The 22,320-nt window shown below is 36.7% G+C and carries 24 protein-coding genes and 1 other RNA gene; 13 read left to right on the forward strand and 12 right to left on the reverse strand.

Annotation, left to right across the window (positions count from 1 at the left end; genetic code table 11):
• The coding region (locus tag ACHUFV_RS13905) for a transposase (RefSeq protein WP_394235107.1) at positions 1 to 351 on the forward strand (351 nt) is incomplete at its 5' end.
• Positions 352 to 873: 522 nt separating this feature from the next.
• On the opposite strand, the gene ACHUFV_RS13910 is transcribed toward ACHUFV_RS13905, so the two are convergent.
• Both ACHUFV_RS13910 and ACHUFV_RS13915 read right to left on the reverse strand, forming a co-directional pair.
• On the reverse strand, positions 874 to 1,074 hold the full coding sequence (locus ACHUFV_RS13910) for a cold-shock protein (RefSeq protein WP_394235109.1): 201 nt from the start codon (positions 1,072 to 1,074) through the stop codon (positions 874 to 876).
• A 171-nt stretch (positions 1,075 to 1,245) separates the two neighbouring features.
• Entirely contained in the window at positions 1,246 to 1,620 is a 375-nt protein-coding gene (locus ACHUFV_RS13915) for a nucleotide excision repair endonuclease (protein ID WP_394235111.1), read from the reverse strand.
• A 224-nt stretch (positions 1,621 to 1,844) separates the two neighbouring features.
• Here ACHUFV_RS13915 and ACHUFV_RS13920 point away from each other — a divergent pair, with 224 nt between their 5' ends.
• Positions 1,845 to 2,057, forward strand: a complete 213-nt coding sequence (locus ACHUFV_RS13920; protein WP_394235113.1) for a CDGSH iron-sulfur domain-containing protein — start codon at positions 1,845 to 1,847, stop codon at positions 2,055 to 2,057.
• A 480-nt stretch (positions 2,058 to 2,537) separates the two neighbouring features.
• On the forward strand, positions 2,538 to 2,762 hold the full coding sequence (gene yppF, locus ACHUFV_RS13925; protein WP_394235115.1) for a YppF family protein: 225 nt from the start codon (positions 2,538 to 2,540) through the stop codon (positions 2,760 to 2,762).
• A 181-nt stretch (positions 2,763 to 2,943) separates the two neighbouring features.
• Here the strand turns inward: yppF and ACHUFV_RS13930 are convergent, their stop codons facing one another.
• Together ACHUFV_RS13930 and purU are read right to left on the reverse strand one after the other, a co-directional pair.
• Positions 2,944 to 3,447 (reverse strand): hypothetical protein, encoded by a 504-nt coding sequence (locus ACHUFV_RS13930; protein WP_394235117.1) that lies wholly within the window; start codon positions 3,445 to 3,447, stop codon positions 2,944 to 2,946.
• An 82-nt stretch (positions 3,448 to 3,529) separates the two neighbouring features.
• Positions 3,530 to 4,429, reverse strand: coding sequence for a formyltetrahydrofolate deformylase (purU, locus tag ACHUFV_RS13935; RefSeq protein WP_394235118.1), 900 nt, complete (start codon positions 4,427 to 4,429; stop codon positions 3,530 to 3,532).
• A gap of 216 nt (positions 4,430 to 4,645) precedes the next feature.
• On the opposite strand from purU, the gene ACHUFV_RS13940 reads away from it, so the two are divergent.
• Positions 4,646 to 5,209 (forward strand): HPP family protein, encoded by a 564-nt coding sequence (locus tag ACHUFV_RS13940; RefSeq protein WP_394235120.1) that lies wholly within the window; start codon positions 4,646 to 4,648, stop codon positions 5,207 to 5,209.
• 55 nt (positions 5,210 to 5,264) lie between these two features.
• Here the strand turns inward: ACHUFV_RS13940 and ftsZ are convergent, their stop codons facing one another.
• Positions 5,265 to 6,416 (reverse strand): cell division protein FtsZ, encoded by a 1,152-nt coding sequence (gene ftsZ / locus ACHUFV_RS13945; RefSeq protein ID WP_394235676.1) that lies wholly within the window; start codon positions 6,414 to 6,416, stop codon positions 5,265 to 5,267.
• Between the two features lie 691 nt (positions 6,417 to 7,107).
• On the opposite strand from ftsZ, the gene ACHUFV_RS13950 reads away from it, so the two are divergent.
• Positions 7,108 to 7,452, forward strand: coding sequence for a replication initiation and membrane attachment family protein (locus tag ACHUFV_RS13950; RefSeq protein ID WP_394235122.1), 345 nt, complete (start codon positions 7,108 to 7,110; stop codon positions 7,450 to 7,452).
• A gap of 94 nt (positions 7,453 to 7,546) precedes the next feature.
• Here the strand turns inward: ACHUFV_RS13950 and ssrS are convergent.
• The 4 genes from ssrS to ACHUFV_RS13970 all read right to left on the reverse strand — a co-directional run bounded on the left by ssrS (position 7,547) and on the right by ACHUFV_RS13970 (position 11,318).
• Positions 7,547 to 7,743, reverse strand: a non-coding RNA gene (gene ssrS, locus ACHUFV_RS13955) — 6S RNA.
• Positions 7,744 to 7,822: 79 nt separating this feature from the next.
• The gene (locus ACHUFV_RS13960; RefSeq protein WP_394235124.1) at positions 7,823 to 8,680 is read right to left on the reverse strand and encodes a YitT family protein; all 858 of its coding nucleotides are present in this window, start codon (positions 8,678 to 8,680) and stop codon (positions 7,823 to 7,825) included.
• A gap of 188 nt (positions 8,681 to 8,868) precedes the next feature.
• Positions 8,869 to 9,816 (reverse strand): amidohydrolase family protein, encoded by a 948-nt coding sequence (locus tag ACHUFV_RS13965; RefSeq protein ID WP_394235126.1) that lies wholly within the window; start codon positions 9,814 to 9,816, stop codon positions 8,869 to 8,871.
• 311 nt (positions 9,817 to 10,127) lie between these two features.
• A complete protein-coding gene (locus ACHUFV_RS13970; RefSeq protein ID WP_394235128.1) occupies positions 10,128 to 11,318 on the reverse strand; it encodes a MalY/PatB family protein in 1,191 nt (396 codons plus the stop codon).
• Between the two features lie 258 nt (positions 11,319 to 11,576).
• Between ACHUFV_RS13970 and acsA the strand changes: the two genes are divergently transcribed.
• Positions 11,577 to 13,295 (forward strand): acetate--CoA ligase, encoded by a 1,719-nt coding sequence (gene acsA, locus ACHUFV_RS13975; RefSeq protein WP_394235129.1) that lies wholly within the window; start codon positions 11,577 to 11,579, stop codon positions 13,293 to 13,295.
• Positions 13,296 to 13,383: 88 nt separating this feature from the next.
• Here the strand turns inward: acsA and ACHUFV_RS13980 are convergent, their stop codons facing one another.
• Positions 13,384 to 14,316 carry a D-2-hydroxyacid dehydrogenase gene (locus ACHUFV_RS13980; RefSeq protein WP_394235131.1) on the reverse strand — a complete coding sequence of 311 codons (933 nt, stop codon included), beginning with the start codon at positions 14,314 to 14,316 and terminating at the stop codon, positions 13,384 to 13,386.
• Between the two features lie 34 nt (positions 14,317 to 14,350).
• A complete protein-coding gene (locus ACHUFV_RS13985) occupies positions 14,351 to 15,139 on the reverse strand; it encodes an HAD family hydrolase (RefSeq protein ID WP_394235133.1) in 789 nt (262 codons plus the stop codon).
• Between the two features lie 213 nt (positions 15,140 to 15,352).
• Here ACHUFV_RS13985 and ACHUFV_RS13990 point away from each other — a divergent pair, with 213 nt between their 5' ends.
• The 7 genes from ACHUFV_RS13990 to ACHUFV_RS14020 all read left to right on the forward strand — a co-directional run bounded on the left by ACHUFV_RS13990 (position 15,353) and on the right by ACHUFV_RS14020 (position 21,655).
• The gene (locus ACHUFV_RS13990; protein WP_394235135.1) at positions 15,353 to 16,207 is read left to right on the forward strand and encodes a hypothetical protein; all 855 of its coding nucleotides are present in this window, start codon (positions 15,353 to 15,355) and stop codon (positions 16,205 to 16,207) included.
• 78 nt (positions 16,208 to 16,285) lie between these two features.
• Complete coding sequence (locus ACHUFV_RS13995) at positions 16,286 to 16,984, forward strand: ABC transporter ATP-binding protein (RefSeq protein ID WP_394235137.1); 699 nt, start codon at positions 16,286 to 16,288, stop codon at positions 16,982 to 16,984.
• Position 16,985: 1 nt separating this feature from the next.
• A complete protein-coding gene (locus ACHUFV_RS14000; RefSeq protein WP_394235139.1) occupies positions 16,986 to 17,723 on the forward strand; it encodes an ABC transporter permease in 738 nt (245 codons plus the stop codon).
• 19 nt (positions 17,724 to 17,742) lie between these two features.
• Positions 17,743 to 19,215: a sensor histidine kinase gene (locus ACHUFV_RS14005; protein ID WP_394235141.1), complete on the forward strand. Its 1,473-nt coding sequence runs from the start codon at positions 17,743 to 17,745 to the stop codon at positions 19,213 to 19,215.
• Positions 19,212 to 19,895, forward strand: a complete 684-nt coding sequence (locus ACHUFV_RS14010) for a response regulator transcription factor (RefSeq protein WP_394235143.1) — start codon at positions 19,212 to 19,214, stop codon at positions 19,893 to 19,895. The genes ACHUFV_RS14005 and ACHUFV_RS14010 overlap by 4 nt, the downstream gene beginning before the upstream one ends.
• Positions 19,896 to 20,065: 170 nt before the next feature.
• Entirely contained in the window at positions 20,066 to 21,241 is a 1,176-nt protein-coding gene (locus tag ACHUFV_RS14015) for a glycosyl hydrolase family 18 protein (RefSeq protein WP_394235145.1), read from the forward strand.
• 285 nt (positions 21,242 to 21,526) lie between these two features.
• Positions 21,527 to 21,655: a hypothetical protein gene (locus ACHUFV_RS14020; RefSeq protein WP_394235147.1), complete on the forward strand. Its 129-nt coding sequence runs from the start codon at positions 21,527 to 21,529 to the stop codon at positions 21,653 to 21,655.
• Between the two features lie 31 nt (positions 21,656 to 21,686).
• Here ACHUFV_RS14020 and ACHUFV_RS14025 read toward each other — a convergent pair whose 3' ends face one another.
• Positions 21,687 to 22,268, reverse strand: a complete 582-nt coding sequence (locus tag ACHUFV_RS14025) for a DUF1836 domain-containing protein (RefSeq protein ID WP_394235148.1) — start codon at positions 22,266 to 22,268, stop codon at positions 21,687 to 21,689.
• Between the last annotated feature and the right edge of the window lie 52 nt (positions 22,269 to 22,320).

Below are 22,320 nucleotides of genomic sequence, written 5' to 3' on the forward strand. Positions count from 1 at the left end.
GCTGGGACAAATCCCATTGTGAAGCAGTCTGGAGACCGTAAACCCTCCCACTATCAAATTTCAAGACAAGGAAGAAAACCCTTCAGGAATATCGTGTATCAAATTGGTAAGTCATTGGCTGTTAATAATCCGGAAATGCACAAAAGATATGTGGAGTTAATTGAACGTGGGAAATATTCAGGTCAGGCCTATATCGCCTTAGGAAATCGAATGATTCGACTTGCGTTCTCCATGATTAAACATAGAACTTTATACCGTACGAATAAAGAAAATTATGTATTAATCGATGAAATAACCAAGAAATTGCATAAACCAAATGCAAAGATGTTTTTTGAACGATTTGTTATGTAACATCCAGTTAAAAGATCAAATTCAAACCTGTTTAAATCCATGCATGTAGGGTTTTTGAAACTGATATTTAAGCTAAAATGGAGCCTCTCTAGGACGTTAGATTACATTGGAGAACCGTGCCTGAGGCTTATAAGACCTCGTGTGCCAGCGTTATGGATCTTGTCCTATAAGTACGAATAATACATGAAAGATTCCGAGTTTATATAACTAGGCTGTAACCTCTGTAGGATGGAAAAGCAAGGTCCTTTCACGTTCTAGAGAAGCTCTATAATAAATTCTGTGGTAGTTGAACCCTTCCAAAAAAAAGGATATGGAAGGGCTATGCTTAAGGTCGGTCTCTTTTACCTAAAAAATGGTGTTTGACTTATTTGCCATTATACGCTGGAACGGAAATCAACAACTACGTTTAACAAAGCCTTAATAATTAAAAGGCACAATCCAAAATAAGGATTGTGCCTTTTAACGTTTCAATGTAAATTAAAAACAGACCCAATACTGAGCCTGTTATGTATCATACGATTATTATGCTTTTTGTACGTTAGCAGCTTGCGGTCCACGCTGACCTTGTTCTACGTCGAACGTTACACTTTGACCTTCGTCTAAAGATTTGAACCCTTCGCCTTGGATAGCTGAGAAGTGTACGAATACATCATCTGCACCCTCACGCTCGATAAATCCAAAACCTTTTTCTGCATTAAACCATTTAACTTTACCGTGTTCCATTTTTGTTGCCTCCTATTGCGTTTCATACACATATTATGACTATCCTTGCTCAAGTTTTAGACGAAAAGCATTTTGACACTCATCCATTCCATTACAATGAACAAAAATAATTCTATCCCATCATAGCAGTACGTTTAAGCGAAAGCAAATAAACGATGGGAAAATTTGGATTTATTTATAAAAAACCTTATCTATATTGTATTTTGCATGCAATTTATTGATGATATAGGTTTCATAAATCTCTCGCTCCATTGGATCCTCTACTTCGCAAATCTCAATTCGATATACCTCATCTCTATGAAGCTTAATCGGAGAGACATTGTCTTCGAAATGCTTTTTAATCCGCTGTCTTAGTTTTCTTGCTTTTCCAACGAAAAGAAGCTCATCATTAATATTATAAAATAAGAAAATACCTCCCTTATCCCGTGGAATAAGATGGAAATCAATAAAACCATAAATAGGTTTAATGACTGGCTCATTTTCTTTAAGAATTTGTTTTCGTTCAGTAATCGTAATATCAGGCTGTGGAATTTCAATTTTTATCACAGTTTTTCACGTCCTCTTTCTATCATAAAGATTAATCATAACATACATTGGTACAAAAAGATAATTATTATACAGTATAAGAAATATAGGACGAATTATACATTTCATAATTATAACATGAATAATTTATGTTCATAATTGATATAGATTAGTAACGTGAAGTTTCTACTACAAGGATAGTTAGTTAATTCTAGCTCCATTTATATAGAAAGGGTGATAGGAAAATGAGTAATGACGAAAAAGTTACTATTAAAATTAACGATAATGGTTCTATAAGAGTAACTGGTGATGTTGAATTAATTGACAGTACAGGAGCTGCATTTAAGGTTGGATCCACTTTTTCACTTTGCCGCTGCGGACAATCCAATAAAAAACCGTTCTGTGATGGCACACATAAGCAAATTCAATTTGACAGCGCTCCAAGGGCCTCTCAATAAACAGAAAACTAACCTATTCAATTATAGGGCTTGAATAGGTTAGTTTTCTCATTTATTTCTTTCCGCTCTCTCTGCCGTGATGGTCTTTTTTATTTTCTATCTCTCCTCCAAATTTATTGTTCTACACCTACAAAAAAGGAGAAAATATTCTGTTTAGGTAGAAAAAATTTCTATTTCAGACCATTTTATTCAACTTTTATCCAAAAAGTTTCCGACAAATTCGACAATAATCGCCTGAACTTCCAGAAATGTTAATTCCATATAATCCCATGCATACTATTCCTTTTTATTTATAAAACCTTTTAAATCAACCATTTTTGAGATTGATAAATACTTAACAATATATATAAATGTTTAAATATTGTAAAAAGCTGTCGTTAGTTTGAATTTTATAAAAATTTAAACTCTATATATCACATGTTATACTTACTTTTGAGAGCGTATTCATTTGCTAAATAATCTATTTAAGGAGTGAAAACTATGACAATAGAAAACTTAATATATCAATTTACTCAAGAAAAAAGCTACAGCCCGTCACATGCCAATGACCTATTAGATTATCTTCAAAAATGTTATATTGAAGAAAAAATTTCTCTGACAGAATATAAAAACCTTTTCCGTGAGCTGGACAAAATGGAAGCAGAAAAGCCGCAATCCTATTTTATTAAAACAAGTCCATATGAACAAATTAATCTTCCAGGATAAAGGTAGAACGTTCGCTCGTGCCCTATTCCTAAAAGGATCCTTTTTTACACAAATAAGCCATGGCATATAACAAATAATTTGATATTTAGTTAAACACTCCAAATAGACTGAAAATAGTCAATAACCATGAGCTTGGGACTTCTCCCAAGCTCATTTTGGTTACATTAAAACAGACACCGAATTATTCAGATGCCTGTTTTCGCCAATATTCATAAATAACTTCCTTAAAAAATTCTTGTAATTCCGCCGGCTTTTGCTTCTGCAGCCATTCCACTTGATCAATTGGCAATTTCAGCTTTAGATTAATTCTTTCATTCGGCATTTCAACTTTACGGATTTCTTCTATTGTAATGCCCTCTTCGATATTTGGAAATTCGGAATCATTTTCATGGATTCTATCAAAACCATCATATTCCTCTGGGTCATTTATTTCACAGTATAAGCTAAGCTGCGGCAGCCTGCCTGACAGTGCTTTTACATGCATAATCGAGCTGATGATTCTGCCATCTTCTAATTCTATTTCAATAATCAAGTTCATTTCATTCTTATACTTCCTTACCACTACTTCACTAACAATCATTTCTAACTCTAAAGTATAGCCAGAACTTGATTCAAAAATATAGATGGCACTATTAAACATATGAATACTTTCCCCATCAATTTTGACTAGTTTAACAGTAGCCATATAATCCTCCTTCCAATGCACGATTTGTTTCTCTTGCATTTAAGGAAGCAAGAGAACCGTCCCCTTGCTTCCTAGGTTTCCTTTAGAATACGATTGTTTTGTTTTCGTGCACGATGACGCGGTCTTCTAGATGCCATTTTACGGCTCTTGCAAGGACGCTTCGTTCAATGGAGCGTCCGCTCTTTTTCAAATCTTCTATTTGGTCTCGGTGGTCTACACGCAGTACATCCTGTTCAATGATTGGTCCTTCATCAAGGTCATTTGTAACATAATGCGATGTGGCTCCAATGATTTTCACTCCACGCTGGTATGCTCGGTCATACGGTCTTGCACCAATAAATGCAGGTAAGAACGAATGATGAATGTTAATGATCTTGAATGGATTTGCTTCAACAAAAGAAGGTGTGAGAATTTGCATATATCTCGCCAAGATAATTAAATCAATATCGTATTCCTTTAACAGCTTAAGCTGCTTTTCTTCTACTTCGGCGCGATTTTCTTTGCTTGCTGGTATATAGTAGAAAGGTATATCTAATGCTTCTACAATCGCTCTTGAATCCTCATGATTGCTGACAACCAGTGCAATATCCGTTAGTAAATCTCCATTCTGCCATTCCCATAGCAATTCACGCAGACAATGTAGTTCCTTTGAAACAAAGATAGCTGTCTTTTTCAAATCATGGACAAAGGTTAATTTCCAATCCATTGAAAATTTATCTGCTATTGTCTGAAATTGATTATTCAACTGATCCTTTTTCAATAATATTTCAGGACATTCAAATTCAACACGCATGAAGAAGTTTCCTCCTTCAGGATTTGTTGTGTATTGACTTGATTCAATAATATTTGCTCCGTTATCGAATAAAAACTTTGATACAGTGGCAACAATCCCTGGCTGGTCAGGGCAGTTGATCAATAATCTTCCCCTATTTTTGCGCTTTTCCCTAAATACATTTAGTTGCTCTTGAATGACTGATTCCATATAAATCCCCTTTTTTGTATGTATTATTAATTATAATAATCTAGCGTAATACTTTTTTAAAGAAATATCCTTTTGAACATTCAAAAAAAATCTTCATGTAGAAAAAAATATTTTATAGTAATTTTCTATTAAAAAGCATTTAAATTATTTCTATTTTCTATTAGAATGAATTTTATGAAAATACGTTAAAAAGAACAGTTCGAGGAGAAAGAAAGAATGAGTTTAGAAAGAGACATGGTAAAATCTAGTAATAGTTTACCGATCAATGTAATGTTGAGTATGTATGTAACAAAAATGAAAGGAGAGAAAGGGAGAGGCAGCAGCATCAAATTAGTAGAAAATGTTATTTCTGCAACAGGTGGATTAATTGCGATGAGTATCATATCACTTATTGCTGTTTCTCTGGGATATCCAATGGTTCTCGGCCCCATTGGTGCTACTTGTTTACTTGTTTTCGCTATCCATGAAGGGCCATTTTCACAGCCTCTTCCGGTTATTGGGGGACATTTCATTTCTACCTTTGCAGCGTTATCCATATGGAGCCTGTTTGGTAAAAGTCCTGTTATAATCGGCGTAACATTAGCCATAGCTGTCTTTCTAATGTTTATTTTGAAATTAGTACACCCTCCTGCTGCAGCCAGTGCAGTTGTAGCCATTAATACGCAGCCTGGCTGGGATTATCTGTTTATCATCATTTTCTGCTCGATTCTGGTTATTGCCATTTCTATTTTATACAATAATTTGTTCAAGACTAGACAATACCCGAAGCATTGGCTTTAACTTTAAACAGCCTTAAAAGGATGCCCTATTCATATGGCATCCTTTTAAGGTCTTTTTAATACCGTCTGTTTCGATTCCGTAAAAAAGTCGGTGTATCTAATGAGTCTTCTTTAAATTGTGGATACCCAAGAATGGGCTGCAAAACCTCTTCACGTTTTTGCGGTTCATTCACTGAATAACGCGGCTCCTCAGTCCTTGGATTTTGTCTTCTGCTCAAGGAAGGGCGGGAAGGCCTATTCAAGGAAGGTGCATCCTGATCCTCAAAACCGGTCGCAACGACCGTTACAATAATCTTGTTTTTTAGATTTTCATTTATAATAGAACCAAATATCATATTTAATTCTTCATCAGAAGAAGACGCAACAATATCTGCTGCCTCTTGTACCTCATAAAGACTTAAATCATTACCTCCCGTAATATTTAACAGCACCCCTTGCGCCCCTTCAATGGACTGCTCTAGTAATGGACTTGAAATGGCTTGCTTTACGGCTTCGACAGCCCTTCCTTCACCTTCCGCAATACCGATTCCCATTAAAGCTGTACCTTTATTGGACATAATGGTTTTCACGTCTGCAAAATCGAGGTTAATTAGCCCTGGAACTGCAATTAAATCCGATATTCCTTGAACACCCTGTCGCAGAACATTATCCGCTTCACGGAAGGCAGCAAGCATCGGTGTTTTTTTATCAACCACACCTAATAAGCGGTCGTTTGGAATAATGATCAACGTGTCAACTGCTTGTCTCATCGCTTCGATACCCTTCGCAGCATTCGTTGAACGTCTACGGCCTTCGAATGTAAACGGTCTTGTAATAATACCAATGGTCAGCGCTCCCTGCTCCCTGGCAATTGCTGCAATGGCCGGCGCCGCTCCAGTTCCTGTCCCGCCGCCCATTCCAGCTGTAACGAAGACCATGTCTGCACCTTCCAGCGCCTCTTCAATCTGTAGCCTGCTTTCTTCTACTGCCTGTTTTCCTATTTCCGGATTGGCTCCTGCACCAAGCCCTCTTGTTAAAGCCGTACCGATTTGCATCGTAATTCCTGCTCGAGAAAGTTTAAGTGCCTGTGCATCAGTATTAACAGCAATAAACTCAACGCCCTCTATTCCATCCTCTATCATTCGATTTACGGCATTGCCGCCTCCACCGCCAACACCGATTACTTTAATTCTTGCGTTCTGATCCAAATTCGCATCAAATTCCAACAACATTAACATCCCTCCTAAGTTCTGTCCCATTCATTTCCAACCAAAAGCTTTATCATAGGATACTAATTTCATATTGTTCGAAGGTTTGATTATTCACTGTATTCATATAGCAGATTTAAAGAACGAATCCCATTGTACCTTTACCCTGCCTAAATTCAGTATGTATAGATTCGCGAAGAATTATTTTGATACCTGCAAGCCAAAAGTCCTAATCTACAGCACTTACATACACAAATCCACCAATTTTTATTATTTTGACAAATTATATTGTCGTGTTGTTAAGAAATATGTAATATCCCTACCGAAAACCCCCGTAATTTCTTGAAAAGTTTTTTCCTCATGAGATTTGTTGCAAATTTTTACATTTACATTAAATATTTTTTTATTCCAATCATTCGACAAAAACCGAAGAAGGATTCATTTATAATGTATGAGTGTTGAGAAAAATAGAGAATGATAGAATACAAATGAATGAATAATATAAGAAAGCCTTGGTAGCAGATATTGATATCCATTCACTAAAGAAGAAAGAGGATCTACTATGGAAACTTTATTCTATGTAAGTATATATGCAATGGTTGCTATTAGTTCCCTATGGCTGATAAATCTTGTCTTTGACCAATTTATCAATTAAACAATCAACCCATTTTTAATAAAATACGGCAATGAATTTATAGAAAGGAGAACCGGAATGTTTGATGAATCCATCTTAGAGGAAAAAGAAAGAATGTTAGCTGAGTTTTTAGAATCGAATTCGACTGAAGATGTATTGATGGAAGTGAAGGAATATGTCCCCTCCCTTAACCCAGAGTCAAAGATCATCCGTACACTGAATGAAATGAAGCTGCCGCAGCCTGTTGTCAATACATTAATATATTTTGTACTGGCTACAAGTAAACAAACGATAGCAACAAATAAATTAATGACTCTCGCAGATTTATGCAGGAAAAATAATATTAAAAACGCACAATCAGCCATTACATTCTTTAAGCAGTATTACTATGTTTTTCAAACGCAAATCAGCCGGCAATATTGAGGAATGTAGCTTACAATATTGCCGGCTTAGCTAGCAGCAGCATTTTTCCAATTAAAAAACCAGTCCCCAAGTGGAAACTGGTTTAGGAATTGCTTTAGTAGCCGCCTTTGTCGTAAACAGGTATAAGAAAGTTTTAAACCACCACTCCTCAAAGTGGGTGTTTGCAGAAACACTCCTGCATATCCTCCTTGTCGTATAGACAGAGGCTTGGCATTCCTGTTTCAATGTTAAACTCCCTATTACAGCTTAAAGGTTAAAACTTTATTATGGTTACGAGCAATGCAGCTTGTGGTTTTATATTAAATCATCTCCATATCGAATTCAATGGTATTATTATCCTACTTAACTAATGGTTCTATAGTCCTTTATTTTACGCATCCTTTACCACTTTGGACTTGCCCGCCTTATAGCCTCTGCCCATTACTTCGTGTACATGATGAACCGTCACATAGGCATCCTCATCAATTTCTTTAATCGTTTTTTGCAGTTGAACAAGCTCCTGTTTATTGATAACGATATAAAGAACTTCCTTATCCTTCCCAGTATACCCCCCTTTTCCATCAAGAACAGTCAGTCCTCTAGACATGCTGTTTGTGATGCTGTGAAGGATTTTTTTGGGTTGATTTGAAATAATGATAACAGCAACCCGCTCATCTAACCCATCCACGATAAAATCGATCGCTTTTGCACCAACCCAAACAACAACAAGCGTATACATGGCTTTCTCAATTCCGATGATAAAAATCGAACCGGCTACCACAACGACATCCATCACCAATATACCTTTTCCAATGCTCCAACCTAAAACCTGATTAGCAATTCTTGCTAGCACAGTCGTTCCTCCGGAAGTTCCTCCGGCACGAAAAATAATCCCTATTCCCATACCGACCAATAATCCGGCAAAAATAGAGGCTAGCAACGTGTCCATTGTCAATACATTTCCTGCTTCTTTTGTGAAATGCAAAAAGAATGAAGAGGCCGCAATTGAAAACAACGTATAAAAAATCGTTCTCCTATCGAAAAATTTATATCCGAGCAAAAAAAGAATCGTATTTAATAGAAAGTTTAGGATCCCCGTTGACCAGCCGAACACATAGTGCGCAATCAAAGTAAGACCGATTACGCCCCCTTCTGACAGCATATTGGGGATTGTAAAATAATTAATTCCAATTGAAAAAATAAAGGAACCAACTACTATTAGTACTACATCATAGATTGTTTTCTTCATCTCACACTCTTCCTTAACTCAATTATCGTTCCTTGATAATTCTATTCTATCATTCTTTATTTGTGTAGAACAAAAATAAAAAGCTCTCCTTTATATCATTCATAAAGAAGAGCCACTTGGGATATATTCCAGAAAAAATCCCTAAAGAAATCAAACCATGGACATTTCTTTAGGGATTCCAATGTTCATTATTTCACTGCAAACTCAAGCAAGGACTGTGCCCCTTTATCACTAATTTGTTTTGGCGGCCATACACACAGATCAAATGGATAATCTGATCCAGCCACAACTCGGTCTTCCCCAACCAGGCTCACAAGTAAATCAAGACTGTTTTCATTCCAAAGAACCGTATCATACCAAAAACGTTTTAAATATTCACTTGGAGGCGCTTGCAGGTTGGAAGATACAAGATCCCATTTTTCATAGCCTTTATCTAAGCGCCCGATTTGGTACGGCAGCAGTCCGCCACCATGAGCAAACAGAATTTTAACATTCGGGTATTTGTCAACGATACCGCTTAACAGCAGGTCTGTCGCACAAACAGTTGTCTCCCACGGAACACCGATTAGATTCGGCATCATTCTTCTCTTTAAGCGAGGATCATCACTTAATAAAGGATGAATGAATAGAATGGCCTTTAGCTTGTCCGCTTCTTCAAAAAACGGCTGGAAAAAGGAATCAGAAAGCATCTGCTGGCCCAATCCAGGTCCAATTATTGCCCCCTTCAGACCAAGGTTCATTGCTTCTCTTAATATTTCAGCTGCTTTCAAAGGGCTTGTTAATGGAATGGTTCCAAGTGCTGACACCCTTCCATTTGATTCCTTTACCATAGTAGCTAGTGCTTGGTTATACACCCTAGACATTTCCGTGCTTATTTCTAGTGGGAAATCATACAAAAACAACTGAGGAATTGGAGAAACCAATGAGTGCGTGACTCCTGCCTTTTCTTGGTCAGCCCTAAAGACATCCTTATCAATAAAGGACTGTTTTAATTCAAAGCCCCATTTTTGATTAATTGTAAGGAAATCCTCTTTATTAGCTTCTTTCTTTACCCACTGGGCATTGACGCTCTTTTTATTATCTTTAATCCAGCCTAAAACCTCTGATGGAATAAAATGAGTATGAAAATCATGCATGAACGTTCACTCCTTATTTTTATGTAATGTTTCCACTTATTTTAATATTAAGAAAATATAACTTAAAAATTTTTCTTTTCCTACTATCTTCTAAGTAAAACAAATAGATCTAATGAATATGAAATATTATTCTTATAAAATAATATACATGATAATATTCATTTTGAAAAGATATTATATTCAAAAAATTTAAAAATGAATACCCTTACTTATTCCATAATTAAAATAGTGATCCCAGAGCACCTTATTTCTGCCTATCAATGAAATAAATAACAGACTCCTTAATCGGAATCTGTTTTTTTATTAGAATCTTAATGTAAATCCTCAAACTCTTTCGCCATTCGTTCAAATGCTTCTTTAATCATTGGTCTTGGAGATGGGATACAAATTCTTTGATATTCTAATCCCTCTTCCCCAAACATCACACCGTCCTCTAGCAGTACATTTGCTCTGTCATATATACGTTCGTGAACCTCCTTTGGAGATATTCCGTAACCACTGAAGTCCATCCACATGACATAGGTCCCTTCAGGAATCCTTACCTTTACCTTTGGCATCCTTTCCTTTAGGAACTGTTCGACCCAGGCAATTGTACCGTCAAGATAATCCTTTAGTTGTTCTAACCACTCTTCTCCATCCCTATAAACAGAAATAAGTGCCGAAACCGTAAATGGTGATGCTGATTTCATACCAATCGCATCGCTAAATTTCTTTCTTAAATCCGGATTAGAAATAATTACATTCGTACAATGAAGTCCTGCCAAATTAAACGTTTTGTTAATGGCCGTAAATGTAATAATATTGTCAGGCTTATCTGCAATCTTGACGATCGGAGTAAACGTTTGATTACGTCTGATAATGTCACCGTGAATTTCATCTGCCACAATGATTACATTATATTTTGAACAGATATCAGATAATTTTTTTAATTCTTCATTATTGAAAATTCTTCCTGTCGGGTTATGCGGATTACATAAGATAAACATCTTTGTTTTTTCATCTTTTGCCTTTGCCTCAAAATCTTCGAAATCAATCGTGTAATAGCCATCTTCATCACAAATTAACTTATTATTTAAAAGTGTCCGGTCATTTTCAACGATTGCTCTTGTAAAAGGAGGATACACAGGTCTTTGAACAATAATTCCGTCACCAGGATTTGTTAAGGCTTTAACAGCAATATTGGTTGCATATACCGTACCTGGACAATAGACAATGTCTTCTTTTTCAATCTCCCAGTCATGTCTCTTTTTAAACCAATGCTGAATGGCCTCATAATACTCAGGAGGAAAAATCGTATAACCAAAGATTCGATGGTCAACAGTCTTATGTAAGGCTTCTAATAACGGTTCTGGTACGGGTAAATCCATATCTGCAGTAAATAACGGCAACGTTTCTTCGTCATAACGATCCGTCAAACCCATCGTTTTAATTAAGTCTCCGCCATCCCACTTAACAGAGTAGGTACCTCTGCGATTGACTATTTCATCAAAATTATATTTCATCATCCTTCACCCTTTCATTATTTCTTCATAAAGTATTGTTCCTAGCCATTAAATTGTAACAGAGTGAATAATAGAACAAAAATTTTTCTGTTTCAGTTGGAAAATCTTCTAGGATAGTTGTCAAAAAATGTTTTATATTTTAGTTAATTGGAAATTTTCGAAAAATATTGGCAAATATTGGCGAATGGTGTTATAATACAAACTATAATATTTCAACTGTTACATAACATTATTTCGAGATAATAAGGAGGGTTTTTGATGGAAAATACGTTAAAAGAACAAATTGAAATGATTGATACTACTGCAAATCTCCAAAACTATGAGAATGCAGTTCAGGAAATGGATTGGAAGAATGTTGAACAGAATTTTACATGGTCAAAAACCTGCAAAGTCAATATGGTATACGAAGCAATCGACCGTCATGTGGATGAAGGCAAAGGAGATAAAAAAGCTTTTATCTATTGTGACTCACACCGCGAAGAAGAGTATACATTTTCTGACTTGAAAGCGCTATCTTGTCAATTTGCTAATGGTTTACGTGCAAAGGGCATTGAAAAAGGTGATAGAGTTTTTATCTTTATGCCTCGAAGCCCTGAGCTATATATTGCTATGCTTGGCATCATCCGCATTGGTGCTATTGCTGGACCGATGTTCGAGGCGTTCATGGAGGAAGCTGTTAAAGATCGATTATTAGACAGTGGTGCTAAAGCAGTTGTCACAACACCTGAGCTTCTAGAACGAATCCCTGTAAATGAACTACCAGATTTACAATATGTGATTCTAGTTGGCGCCGACGAAGCAGCTGAAGAGCATCAAATTTTATTTACAGACTTAATGCAAGGCTCAAATGAGTATACAATCGAATGGGTGGATCGTGAGGATGGAATGCTATTAATCTATACTTCCGGCTCTACAGGCAAACCAAAGGGTGTGCTTCAAGTCCATGATGCCATGATTCATCAGTACCTTTCAGGAAAATGGGTATATGATTTAAGAGAAGATGATATCTATTGGTGTACAGCAGATCCAGGCTGGGTAACAGGAACATCAGCGGGAATGTGGTCTCCATGGCTGAACGGCGTGACAAATGTACTCCGAGGCGGACGCTTTGATGCCAATGAATGGTTTGAAACATTAGAAAAGTATAAAGTAACGGTATGGTTCAGCGCTCCAACAGCCTTACGTTTACTTATGGGGAATACGGATGAGCTTCCGAAGAAATATGATCTATCTAACCTTCGCCATATGTTATCAGCAGGAGAACCATTAAACCCTGAGGTTATTCGTTGGGGACTAGAAACACTTAACCTTCGTATTCATGATAACTGGTGGATGACAGAAACGGGTTCTGCTATTTGTGCAAATTTCCGCAGTAATCCAATCCGTCCAGGTTCAATGGGTAAACCATTACCGGGAATTGAAGTAAGTATTATTGATGATCAGGGAAATGAGCTGCCGCCTAACCATATGGGTAATTTGGCCATTAAACCACAGTGGCCTGCAATGGTTCGCACCATTTGGAATAACCCAGAGCGTTACGAACAATATTTCCTTAATGGATGGTTTGTAACAGGCGACTCAGCATACAAGGATCCTGATGGCTATTTTTGGTTTGAAGGCCGCGTCGATGATGTTATTAACACATCAGGAGAGCGCGTAGGTCCATTCGAGGTTGAAAGCAAGCTGGTTGAACACCCTGCAGTTGCAGAGGCCGGTGTTATCGGTGTTCCAGATCCTGTTCGCGGCGAAGTGATTAAAGCCTTCATCACATTGCGTTCCGGCTATACAGAGAGCGAGGAATTGCTGCTGGAAATCCGTAATTTTGTCAAAACAAAGCTTGCCGCTCACGCAGCCCCTCGTTTATTCGAGGTTCGGGAAACCATGCCGAAGACCCGTTCAGGAAAAATCATGCGCCGCGTCCTAAAAGCATGGGAGCTTGGTCTTCCAACAGGTGATTTATCTACAATGGAAGATTAACCAATAATTTAAAGAAATCAACTAATTCATTTATATATGATTTGGGAGCTCTCCATTAGGACAGCTCCTTTTCTTTTCTAACAATTATTTAATATCCTTTAAGAATGTCTACTTTATTTGCAAGAGGCTGATTCTCTTCAAGCTTCATAAGTGTATCAACAAAGCAATCGACTCCTTCACTAGGAGTTGTTACGGCTGATATATGCGGGGTTATCCATACTTTTGGATGCTGCCATAATTGGTTCTCCTCTGGCAGTGGTTCGTTATGAAACACATCAAGAACAGCAAATCGTACTTGCTTATTATGTAAAGCCTGCAGTAAGGCCTCTTCATCCATCGATGCTCCTCTCCCAACATTTAGAAAGCCCACATTGGAAACACCATTAAAAAATGCAGAATCAAAAAGACCTGTTGTGTTTTCTGTCAACGGCAGAGTGTTAATAATATAATCCATCTCATACAATCGTGCTTCATAGCTTTCCATTGACTTAACTTCTGTGAAAAACTCTTTTTCTTTACCGCTTAATGACACGCCATAAACGTCAGCACCCAAAAAAGTAAGAATCCTTGCTACAGTTTGACCGATTTCACCAGTACCAAAAATCATCACCTTTTGCTCGCACAATAAACCCGGCGTCATGGGCTCCCAATGTTTTTCAAGCTTATGTTGATGAAACAGATCATGAAACTGTATATCTTTTAATATGTAGCTCAAGCAAAATTCAGCAATTCTTTGTCCAAAGGAGCATATGGTTCTCGTTAATAATACATGCTCAGGCCATTCTTTCTTAAATAAAAAGCTATCGACACCAGCTCCAAGAGAATGTACCCATTTTACATGCCGATAATCAAACTGTGTCTTAATATTAAACGCAACAAAGGCATCCGCCCATTCTAAATCATGCTCTGCAACCTGATCTTCAGGTAGGTACCGAAAATTCTTCTGTATCTTTTTCTCCGACAGTAACCATTGAATATCCTTATGCATTGGGCTGACCACTAGTACATTCGATATCTTCATCTATCCACACTCCATCTGGCTTCTTTTCCGATTACTACTTGACCAATCCTAACTTCTGCAATCCATGATAAATACCGGAATCCATTACGGAGGTTGTTTTATGCTTGGCATATTGAAACAATTCTGGATTCGCATTCTCCATCGCAAAGCTTTCGCCAACAGCCTGGAGCATTTCTTTGTCATTCATGCCGTCTCCGAAAGCAATCGCTTGTTCCTTCGGTATTTGTAAATGCTGCAGCAGCCTTTTCACCGCTTCCCCTTTATTTACATTCGTTCGAATCATATCATAGGCATGCTTATTACCCTCTACATTTACCTGTGACAATCGGATGGTCTCATCAAATTCATAGAGTGATGTCTGCGAAGAATCTTCTATATTCAGCACTGTGAGTCCTAATATATGTTCAATTACCTCTTCAGTAAATAGATGATTTTCTTTCATTTGAAATGCTTCTAGAAAGCCCTTCACCTTTGGATGATCCAGTGAGGTAAGATAATTCTTTTCATTTGTAAAAAGGATTAGTTCATGTTTATTTTCTTTAGCGATTTCTAAGAATCTTTCTACATGCTCTCTACTCAGGGGTTCATCAACAACGGTCTTACCTTGATAGACAGCTAACGCACCATTTTGTCCAATAAACGACTGGATATGTAACTCCTTTGCAAGCTCCATAATTTCATGAAGCGGCCTCCCTGTAGCAATAAAAACTTCAATTCCTTGCTCCAATAATTGAGAAATAGCCTCCTTCGTCGATTCCGAATAAGTATGATCAGGCTTTAAAATCGTTCCATCAATATCTAAAAAAAGCACCTTATAATCCATCAAACACCCTCCAATTGTATTTCAAAAGAAGCAACGGGACGGTTCTGCTGCTTCCTAATTACTAGTTTTACCTTTGTCCCTTAACATAATAGCCGAATATAAAGGAAAGAACCACCTTACTATTTAAGAAAAATTTAATATTTTGTTTAGCTCCCCTTTAGAACTGTCTACTACACTTGGAATGTATGAAAAATATAATTGGAGGAAATTACGATGAATAAAAAGATTTTCGCTGTTATCGGAATAAGCGGCACTTTTTTGTTAGGTAGTGTCTATTCCATCTCGGCAAATACATCTGGTTATGATCTTTACAAATCAGCACTAAAGCAAACACACCATGCAAATAGTGCAACGTTGAGCATGAACATGAATGTAGAGGATAACAAGGAATCTATCTTTTCAGCAGACACTACTTTTAAATCAGATACCGTTCATGGTGTTAGTACCATCTCATCACATATGGCAAATGAAACAGAGAAAAGCCATATGAACATGTACAAGCAGGATGGAAATTGGTATGTGATGAAGGAAGGCGTAGATAAAGTTTATAAGATGGATACAACAAACAATCCTCATCACAAAAACACTGCTGAGCTTCAAGATGATGTCGAAAACCTCATAGATGTGATGACAAAGAATCTGCAGCAGCAAATTACGGTGACAGAACAGAAAGACGGTAATCATTTAGTTGAACTTGATTTGACTGGAAAAGAAATTCCCCTTACAGCTAATGCCTTCAGCACATTAATGATTAAACACGCCGTCATGATTCAAGATAATAATGAAACGAAGGATTCAAATTTTCATATTCAACCAACTATTCCTGAGTTAGATCATGACATTACATTTAAGCAAATCAAATTAACGGCTGAAGTAACCGACAAAAATTATATAGAGAAGCAAACGATGAGAGCTGTCGTAACCGGCAAAGATAAACAGGGTAAAGCGCATGAGCTTGCTTTAAATATAACAATGAACGTTTCAGATTATAATCAAACAACTGTAGCACCAGTTGACATTCCGGCTGATAAAGTAATCGAGTTTGATCATAGTACTATTCGTAAATAAAATAACTGCCGACGGTCAATGAGGGATCCCTTCCCTCATTGATTAACAGTAAAAAGTAACTTTTTTGAGGTGACACGATTGGAACAAGCAGTGGTTATAGCAAATTTGTCGAAGCAATTTAAAAATGGCAGAGGTATTCGCAATATCAGTTTCTCTATTAATCAAGGTGAAATCATAGGTATCCTTGGTCCAAATGGAGCTGGAAAGACGACCTTATTAAAATGCATGACAGGACTTAGGAATCCCGATAGCGGACGTGTTACCCTATTTGGCAACGACCTTCAAAAGAACTTTAAACAAGCCATAACTCCTGTTAGTGCCCTAATAGGCCCTACGGCAGCATATGAAAACATGACCCCAGATCAAAATCTTAAGATGATTTCCCGCTTATATAATGGAATAAAAAAGGCAGACATCGATAAAGTGTTGCAGCAAACTGGTTTAATCGCATTTAAAAATGAGAAAATTCACTCGTTTTCAATGGGCATGAAGCAGCGATTTGGGATTGCCACTACTCTTATTTCAAAGCCGAGATTAATTATTTTAGATGAGCCGACAAACGGGCTTGATATCGATGGACTGCTTCTGTTAAGAAAAACGATTCAAGAGGTCTCGCAAAATGAAGGTGTAACCTTTGTGATTTCTAGTCACCATATATCTGAGCTAGAAAAAATATGTCATCGCTTTTGTTTTCTTATTAACGGGGAAGCATCTTTCTATGATGCAAATACTCAATCCCTAGAAGAAGCATACGTCGAAAAAATGGGGAGGTCTTAATATGAATACAACCTTGGCTAATTGGAAAAATGAACTTGAAAAATTGCTTGCCAAGAAAGTAACGAAGTTGTTTCTAACCATGGCTATCGTATTTCCATCCTTATTCAAGCTCATTGTGAGTAGACTTTTTATTACGAATTGGATGGACCTTCCGGCCGAAAATATTAATTTCACCTTATTAGATCTGTTTATTACTGTCTTTCTTCCCTTATTTATCTTTATTGAAGCTACTGATTTGTTTACCGGTGAGGAGGAACGGGGTACATTATTACCGGTTCGTCCCATCAGCAGAATAGAGCTGTTTCTATCCAAAACAATGGCAATCGGATTCCTTACTCTTATTCAACTTTTATCCGTATGGGTATCTGTTATCATAAGCAGTGGCCTGATTGATAAAAGCCTCGAGATTACCAAGATATTTGCCAGTCTGGGTGTATTTCTCCTATCATGGGTTCCCTTAATGGTTATTACTGTTATGGCTGTCATGATTGCACTTATTATCCGTTCAAGCATTCTTGCCATATCGAGCATGATTGTCCTATATCTCTTTATGATATTTATCCCATATATCACGCCTAATCTGTTATATGTACTGCCAGTCTCCTATCTTGATTGGTATATGCAGTGGCTTGGAAATATGTCGATTCGTTCAATATTTCAATCTGTCACATATTTGTGTTCCGCTTTCACATTGTTTTTTACACTAGGCTATTATATGTTTAGTAAAAAAGAAGCATAATTAAAGGGTGTTTAATCTTATGTCCATCAAATTCCGGCTTATCCTTTCGAATCTTGCGATGATTTTGATTCCGATCATCCTATTTTTCTTTGGCTCCATCCTATTGGTGATTGTTTTTCTCGGAGATTTTCGTGAAATAGCTCAATTTTTACCCGAAAGTCACCAATATCACAAAACCGTTCAAGAGGATACTCGTTTATTTTTGGAGTTAAAAGAACTATCAGCTAAGAATCCGGATGTGTTGATGAACGAAGATTATTTAGAATCATTGACAGAAAGATTTAATAAAATTGAAACTGGGCTTATTATTCGTAAAGAAAGTGAGATTTTTTATGCAACAAATGACCTGCTAACGATTCAAGCTACCAATCTTCCTAAATTTGGAACTGAAATAAGCTTCCGAAATCTTGAACATGTCGGAAATCAGACCTTTTCAATTAAACAGCATGATTTTTTTCTTCAAAACGGTGAAAAAATTTCTCTTTTTTTAATGAAGGATGCAAGCCCTTGGAATCAATTTGTGAAAACCTTCTTCCCAATTCTATTTAGTTTGCTGCTACTAATCTTAGTTGGCACAAATGGTCTGCTAACTTATTTTGTTTCCAAAAGTATTATTAAACCGATTAACCATTTGAAGACAGCAGCTAATTATATTAAAAATGGAGATCTCGAACATTCCATCTCTGTCCAACGAAATGACGAGATCGGACAGCTTACACTAGCATTTGAAGAAATGAGAAGTCAATTATCACAATCACATCAGCTTCAAAAGCAATATGAAGAAAACCGAAAAGAATTAATTGCAAGTATTTCACATGATTTAAAAACACCGATTACCTCTATTAAAGGGTATATCGAAGGACTTCGCGACGGGGTTGCAGATACACCAGAAAAAAGATCACATTATATGCAGACAATTTATACAAAGGCCGTTGATATGGACCACTTAATTGATGAGCTCTTTTTATTTTCAAAGCTGGATTTAGGAAAATTACCTTTTCATTTAGAAATGGTTGATATAAAAGACTATTTAATCGATTACCTTGAGGAATTAAGCTTCGATTTGCAGAAACAAAACGTAAGGATTGATTTTCAATACAATCCTGTAATTCATTACCCTGTCCTTATGGATCGGGAAAAATTTAAACGTGTTTTAGCGAATATCATTAATAATAGCTTAAAGTATATGAATAAGGATGAAAAAAAGCTCAATTTGTCTCTCATCTCTACAAAGAATAAAATTACCCTTACCATTGAAGACAATGGATCAGGAATACCGGAAGAATCAATTCCGTTTATTTTTGATCAATTTTATCGTGCCGAAAAATCAAGGAACAAATTAACCGGAGGAAGCGGACTGGGTCTTTCCATTGCTAGAATGATTGTTGAAGAGCATAAAGGCTTGATTCAAGCAGAAAGTGTGCTATTAGTTGGAACAAGAATCAGCATTACCCTGCCACACTGTTTCTGTTCGAAGGAGGTTACATCATGAAAAAAATATTGATAATTGAAGATGAGAAAAGCATTGCTGAATTAGAGCGCGATTATTTGGAAATTAACGGTTTTCAAACAGATATTGAGTTAACAGGAGATGCAGGCCTACGTAAGGCACTTAATGAAGATTTTGATTTAATCCTACTTGATGTAATGCTCCCCCATATGGACGGATTTGAAATTTGTAAAAGAGTGAGAAGCAGCAAAGAAATCCCCATTATTATGGTAACTGCAAAAAAGGAGGAAATTGATAAGATTAGAGGTTTGGGATTAGGAGCTGATGATTATTTGGTTAAACCCTTCAGCCCAAATGAAATGGTAGCTAGAGTAAAGGCTCATTTGTCCCGCTATGAAAGGTTATCGTCAAAACAACATGAATCCCAAGAACTTTATATCCGCGGTCTTTTTATTGACCGTACATCAAGGCGGGTATTTGTGAATAATCAAGAGGTCACGTTTACAACAAAAGAATTTGATGTACTTACGTTTTTAGCCATGAACCCCAACCAGGTCTTCAGCAAAGAACAATTATTTGAACGAATTTGGGGTCTCAATAGTACTGGTGACATTTCAACTGTAACAGTCCATATTCGAAAAATAAGAGAAAAAATAGAGCACGACCCATCCAATCCGGAATACATTGACACCCTATGGGGTGCGGGCTACCGTTTTCGTTAATCCACTATTTCTGAAAGGACATCCACTTTTTCGATGTAGATGTCCTTTTACATACATTCATCTCCCATCCTTCCACCTTTACTAAAGCCTTCCTAACATTACCAGCCATTATCCACTTACTATTTTGATATAATCATATGTATGAATCATTTATTGGGAGGGATGTTTCTTTGAAGATTCGTAATCTCCTATTTACTCTGCTTACCATCATTGTCTTTAGCGGAGGTTTTTTTGCAGGAGTCTTGTATTCGAACAATAAAGGCCAACAACAGGCTGATACGATAAAAAGCGAACAGCAAACAGTTAAAAAGGATAAACCGAGGTCAAACTCAGAACCAAAGCAGGAACAAAAAAACGAGCCGGCACAGTCAAAGGTGTTAATGGGCTATGTGCAGGATTTCCGTGATCCAAACATCGTAAATTATGCAGACTTAACACATATCATTTTTTCATTTGCTCATCCTACAAAGGACGGAAGTCTATTATTTAACGGCGACACTGCTTTAAATAATTTGCGGACCATTGTATCAAAAGCGCATGAACAGGATACAAAGGTAATTCTTGCTGTTGGCGGATGGTATCACATCCAGGGCGGTGAATCCTATGCCTATTTTAAGGAAGCTATTTCAAATCCAGATTCCCGGACTAAACTGGTAACAGAGCTTACAGGTATGGCAGAGCGCGAAAAACTGGATGGCATCGATATTGATTTTGAACACCCTCGTTCAACAGAGGACGCGCAAAATTTAACTGTTTTCACTCAAGAATTAAGTGAACAGCTTCATCTTAGGGGTAAAGAATTATCTATTGCAGTCAATGCAAAAGTTCATAGCGTTGCTGGAACCGAAATTCACAATGTTATCTATGAACCAGACATGTTTAATTATGTGGACCATGTCAATATCATGGCTTATGATGGTCAGTGGGACGGCGGTTACAATGCAGCTAACTTAGCACCCTATCATTATATAGAAAATATAGTTAGCTATTGGACAGGTCTTTTTGACAGTCATCAGATTGCAAAAGAAAAACTTGTATTAGGCGTGCCCTTTTATGCACAGCCGGAGGATCCAAACGTTAAACAAATATCCTATGCAGCCATAATCAACCAGAACCCAGAAAATGCAGGTCAGGATACCGTTGTGATGAATGGAACCACTTACCATTACAATGGAATTGCTACTGTACAAAAGAAAACGAAACTCGCTCTGGATAATGGCTTTGGTGGCATGATGCTATGGGAGGCTGGTCATGATACAAACGGTGACTATAGTTTAACTGCTGCTATTTCCGACTCCTTAAATGAGGAGCACCAATACGCACTACGTTCTAATAAAGGTAATTAAAGAGAGAGGGCAGTGGCCTCTCTCTTTTTTATACCTATTAAATATTTTCATACATAACAATTACTATATTTAAAAAATAAAATATATAAAAAATCAAGAATAATCATGATGGATAACACTCATAATAAGTTCAGCTACTTTTTAATAGGTTTTCACTTCTAACTTTTCGATTGATTGCTTACTTAGCCTGCACCAGTGAAAACAATAAAAAGCAGCTAAAATGTATATGGTTAGTTAAGTCTTATCAATCAGAATTTGTATACATAAGAAGGAGGAGCATATCATATGACAAACAAAAATAATAACCGAAATCAGCCACATACCGGAAGCAGTGATACGGAATTCGGCGCAGAAGCTGGATTAAGTAAAAAGGCCAGAAAGAAAGCAGCTAGAGAAAATAAGAAAAACAAATAAAAAAGAAGAGTAACCATATCAATTGATATGGTTACTCTTCTTTTTTAGCAAGTACAATCTCATCTACTAACCTTTCTGCAGCTCTTCTATATAAATTACTGATATTTACCAAAGAAGAGACTAATAACACCTTCTCCAAATAATCAGCATTATGATCATCGAGTTTCTTCACCTCTTCAGCAGCTTCAACAGCTCTAAGTTTAATATCTTCTTTGAAACGGGAAGCATTGTTTTGAAATAATTCAAGATAGCTGCGATAAAAATACTCTAAATCCAGATCTTTTGCCTCAACCTTTTGATTGATTCCATCCAATGTCGCTTTAATATCGTTAATTGAAAGGGCTCCTTTTAACTGATAGATCAGACTGATTAGGATAAGATGCTCTTTAGAGTATTTCTTATTTTTAATTGGAATAAGCAACTTGCCTTTTGCGTAATTGTTAATCATGGTTTTTGTTAAAACTTTATCATCAGCATCTCTTTTGCTACTGTTAAACGTACTTTCAAATAATTGAATAACCTGATCCATGTACAAGTCAATATTGGGCATATCCTCTAATGTAATGTTATTTTCCAATCCAAGCTGCTCTATCAAATGATTAATATGTTCCATACAAACCTCAATTTCCTTTTCTTTTCTGTAAGATTTAATCCTATCTTACTTT

This window comes from Niallia oryzisoli (genome assembly GCF_043641075.1).
GTDB classification, from domain to species: Bacteria; Bacillota; Bacilli; order Bacillales; family Cytobacillaceae; genus Bacillus_BD; species Bacillus_BD oryzisoli_A.

What these genes read in the sequence shown, in the direction of transcription:
- ACHUFV_RS13910 (WP_394235109.1), bottom strand. Translation starts at nt 1,074, where the DNA reads ATGGAACACGGTAAAGTTAAATGGTTTAATGCAGAAAAAGGTTTTGGA.
- ACHUFV_RS14020 (WP_394235147.1), top strand. Translation starts at nt 21,527, where the DNA reads ATGACAAACAAAAATAATAACCGAAATCAGCCACATACCGGAAGCAGT.
- ACHUFV_RS13960 (WP_394235124.1), bottom strand. Translation starts at nt 8,680, where the DNA reads ATGAAGAAAACAATCTATGATGTAGTACTAATAGTAGTTGGTTCCTTT.
- ACHUFV_RS13950 (WP_394235122.1), top strand. Translation starts at nt 7,108, where the DNA reads ATGTTTGATGAATCCATCTTAGAGGAAAAAGAAAGAATGTTAGCTGAG.
- ACHUFV_RS13920 (WP_394235113.1), top strand. Translation starts at nt 1,845, where the DNA reads ATGAGTAATGACGAAAAAGTTACTATTAAAATTAACGATAATGGTTCT.
- ACHUFV_RS13985 (WP_394235133.1), bottom strand. Translation starts at nt 15,139, where the DNA reads ATGGATTATAAGGTGCTTTTTTTAGATATTGATGGAACGATTTTAAAG.
- ACHUFV_RS13990 (WP_394235135.1), top strand. Translation starts at nt 15,353, where the DNA reads ATGAATAAAAAGATTTTCGCTGTTATCGGAATAAGCGGCACTTTTTTG.
- ACHUFV_RS13980 (WP_394235131.1), bottom strand. Translation starts at nt 14,316, where the DNA reads ATGAAGATATCGAATGTACTAGTGGTCAGCCCAATGCATAAGGATATT.
- acsA (WP_394235129.1), top strand. Translation starts at nt 11,577, where the DNA reads ATGGAAAATACGTTAAAAGAACAAATTGAAATGATTGATACTACTGCA.
- ACHUFV_RS13940 (WP_394235120.1), top strand. Translation starts at nt 4,646, where the DNA reads ATGAGTTTAGAAAGAGACATGGTAAAATCTAGTAATAGTTTACCGATC.
- ACHUFV_RS14005 (WP_394235141.1), top strand. Translation starts at nt 17,743, where the DNA reads ATGTCCATCAAATTCCGGCTTATCCTTTCGAATCTTGCGATGATTTTG.
- ACHUFV_RS14000 (WP_394235139.1), top strand. Translation starts at nt 16,986, where the DNA reads ATGAATACAACCTTGGCTAATTGGAAAAATGAACTTGAAAAATTGCTT.
- ACHUFV_RS14010 (WP_394235143.1), top strand. Translation starts at nt 19,212, where the DNA reads ATGAAAAAAATATTGATAATTGAAGATGAGAAAAGCATTGCTGAATTA.
- ACHUFV_RS14025 (WP_394235148.1), bottom strand. Translation starts at nt 22,268, where the DNA reads ATGGAACATATTAATCATTTGATAGAGCAGCTTGGATTGGAAAATAAC.
- ACHUFV_RS13970 (WP_394235128.1), bottom strand. Translation starts at nt 11,318, where the DNA reads ATGAAATATAATTTTGATGAAATAGTCAATCGCAGAGGTACCTACTCT.
- purU (WP_394235118.1), bottom strand. Translation starts at nt 4,429, where the DNA reads ATGGAATCAGTCATTCAAGAGCAACTAAATGTATTTAGGGAAAAGCGC.
- yppF (WP_394235115.1), top strand. Translation starts at nt 2,538, where the DNA reads ATGACAATAGAAAACTTAATATATCAATTTACTCAAGAAAAAAGCTAC.
- ACHUFV_RS13930 (WP_394235117.1), bottom strand. Translation starts at nt 3,447, where the DNA reads ATGGCTACTGTTAAACTAGTCAAAATTGATGGGGAAAGTATTCATATG.
- ACHUFV_RS13965 (WP_394235126.1), bottom strand. Translation starts at nt 9,816, where the DNA reads ATGCATGATTTTCATACTCATTTTATTCCATCAGAGGTTTTAGGCTGG.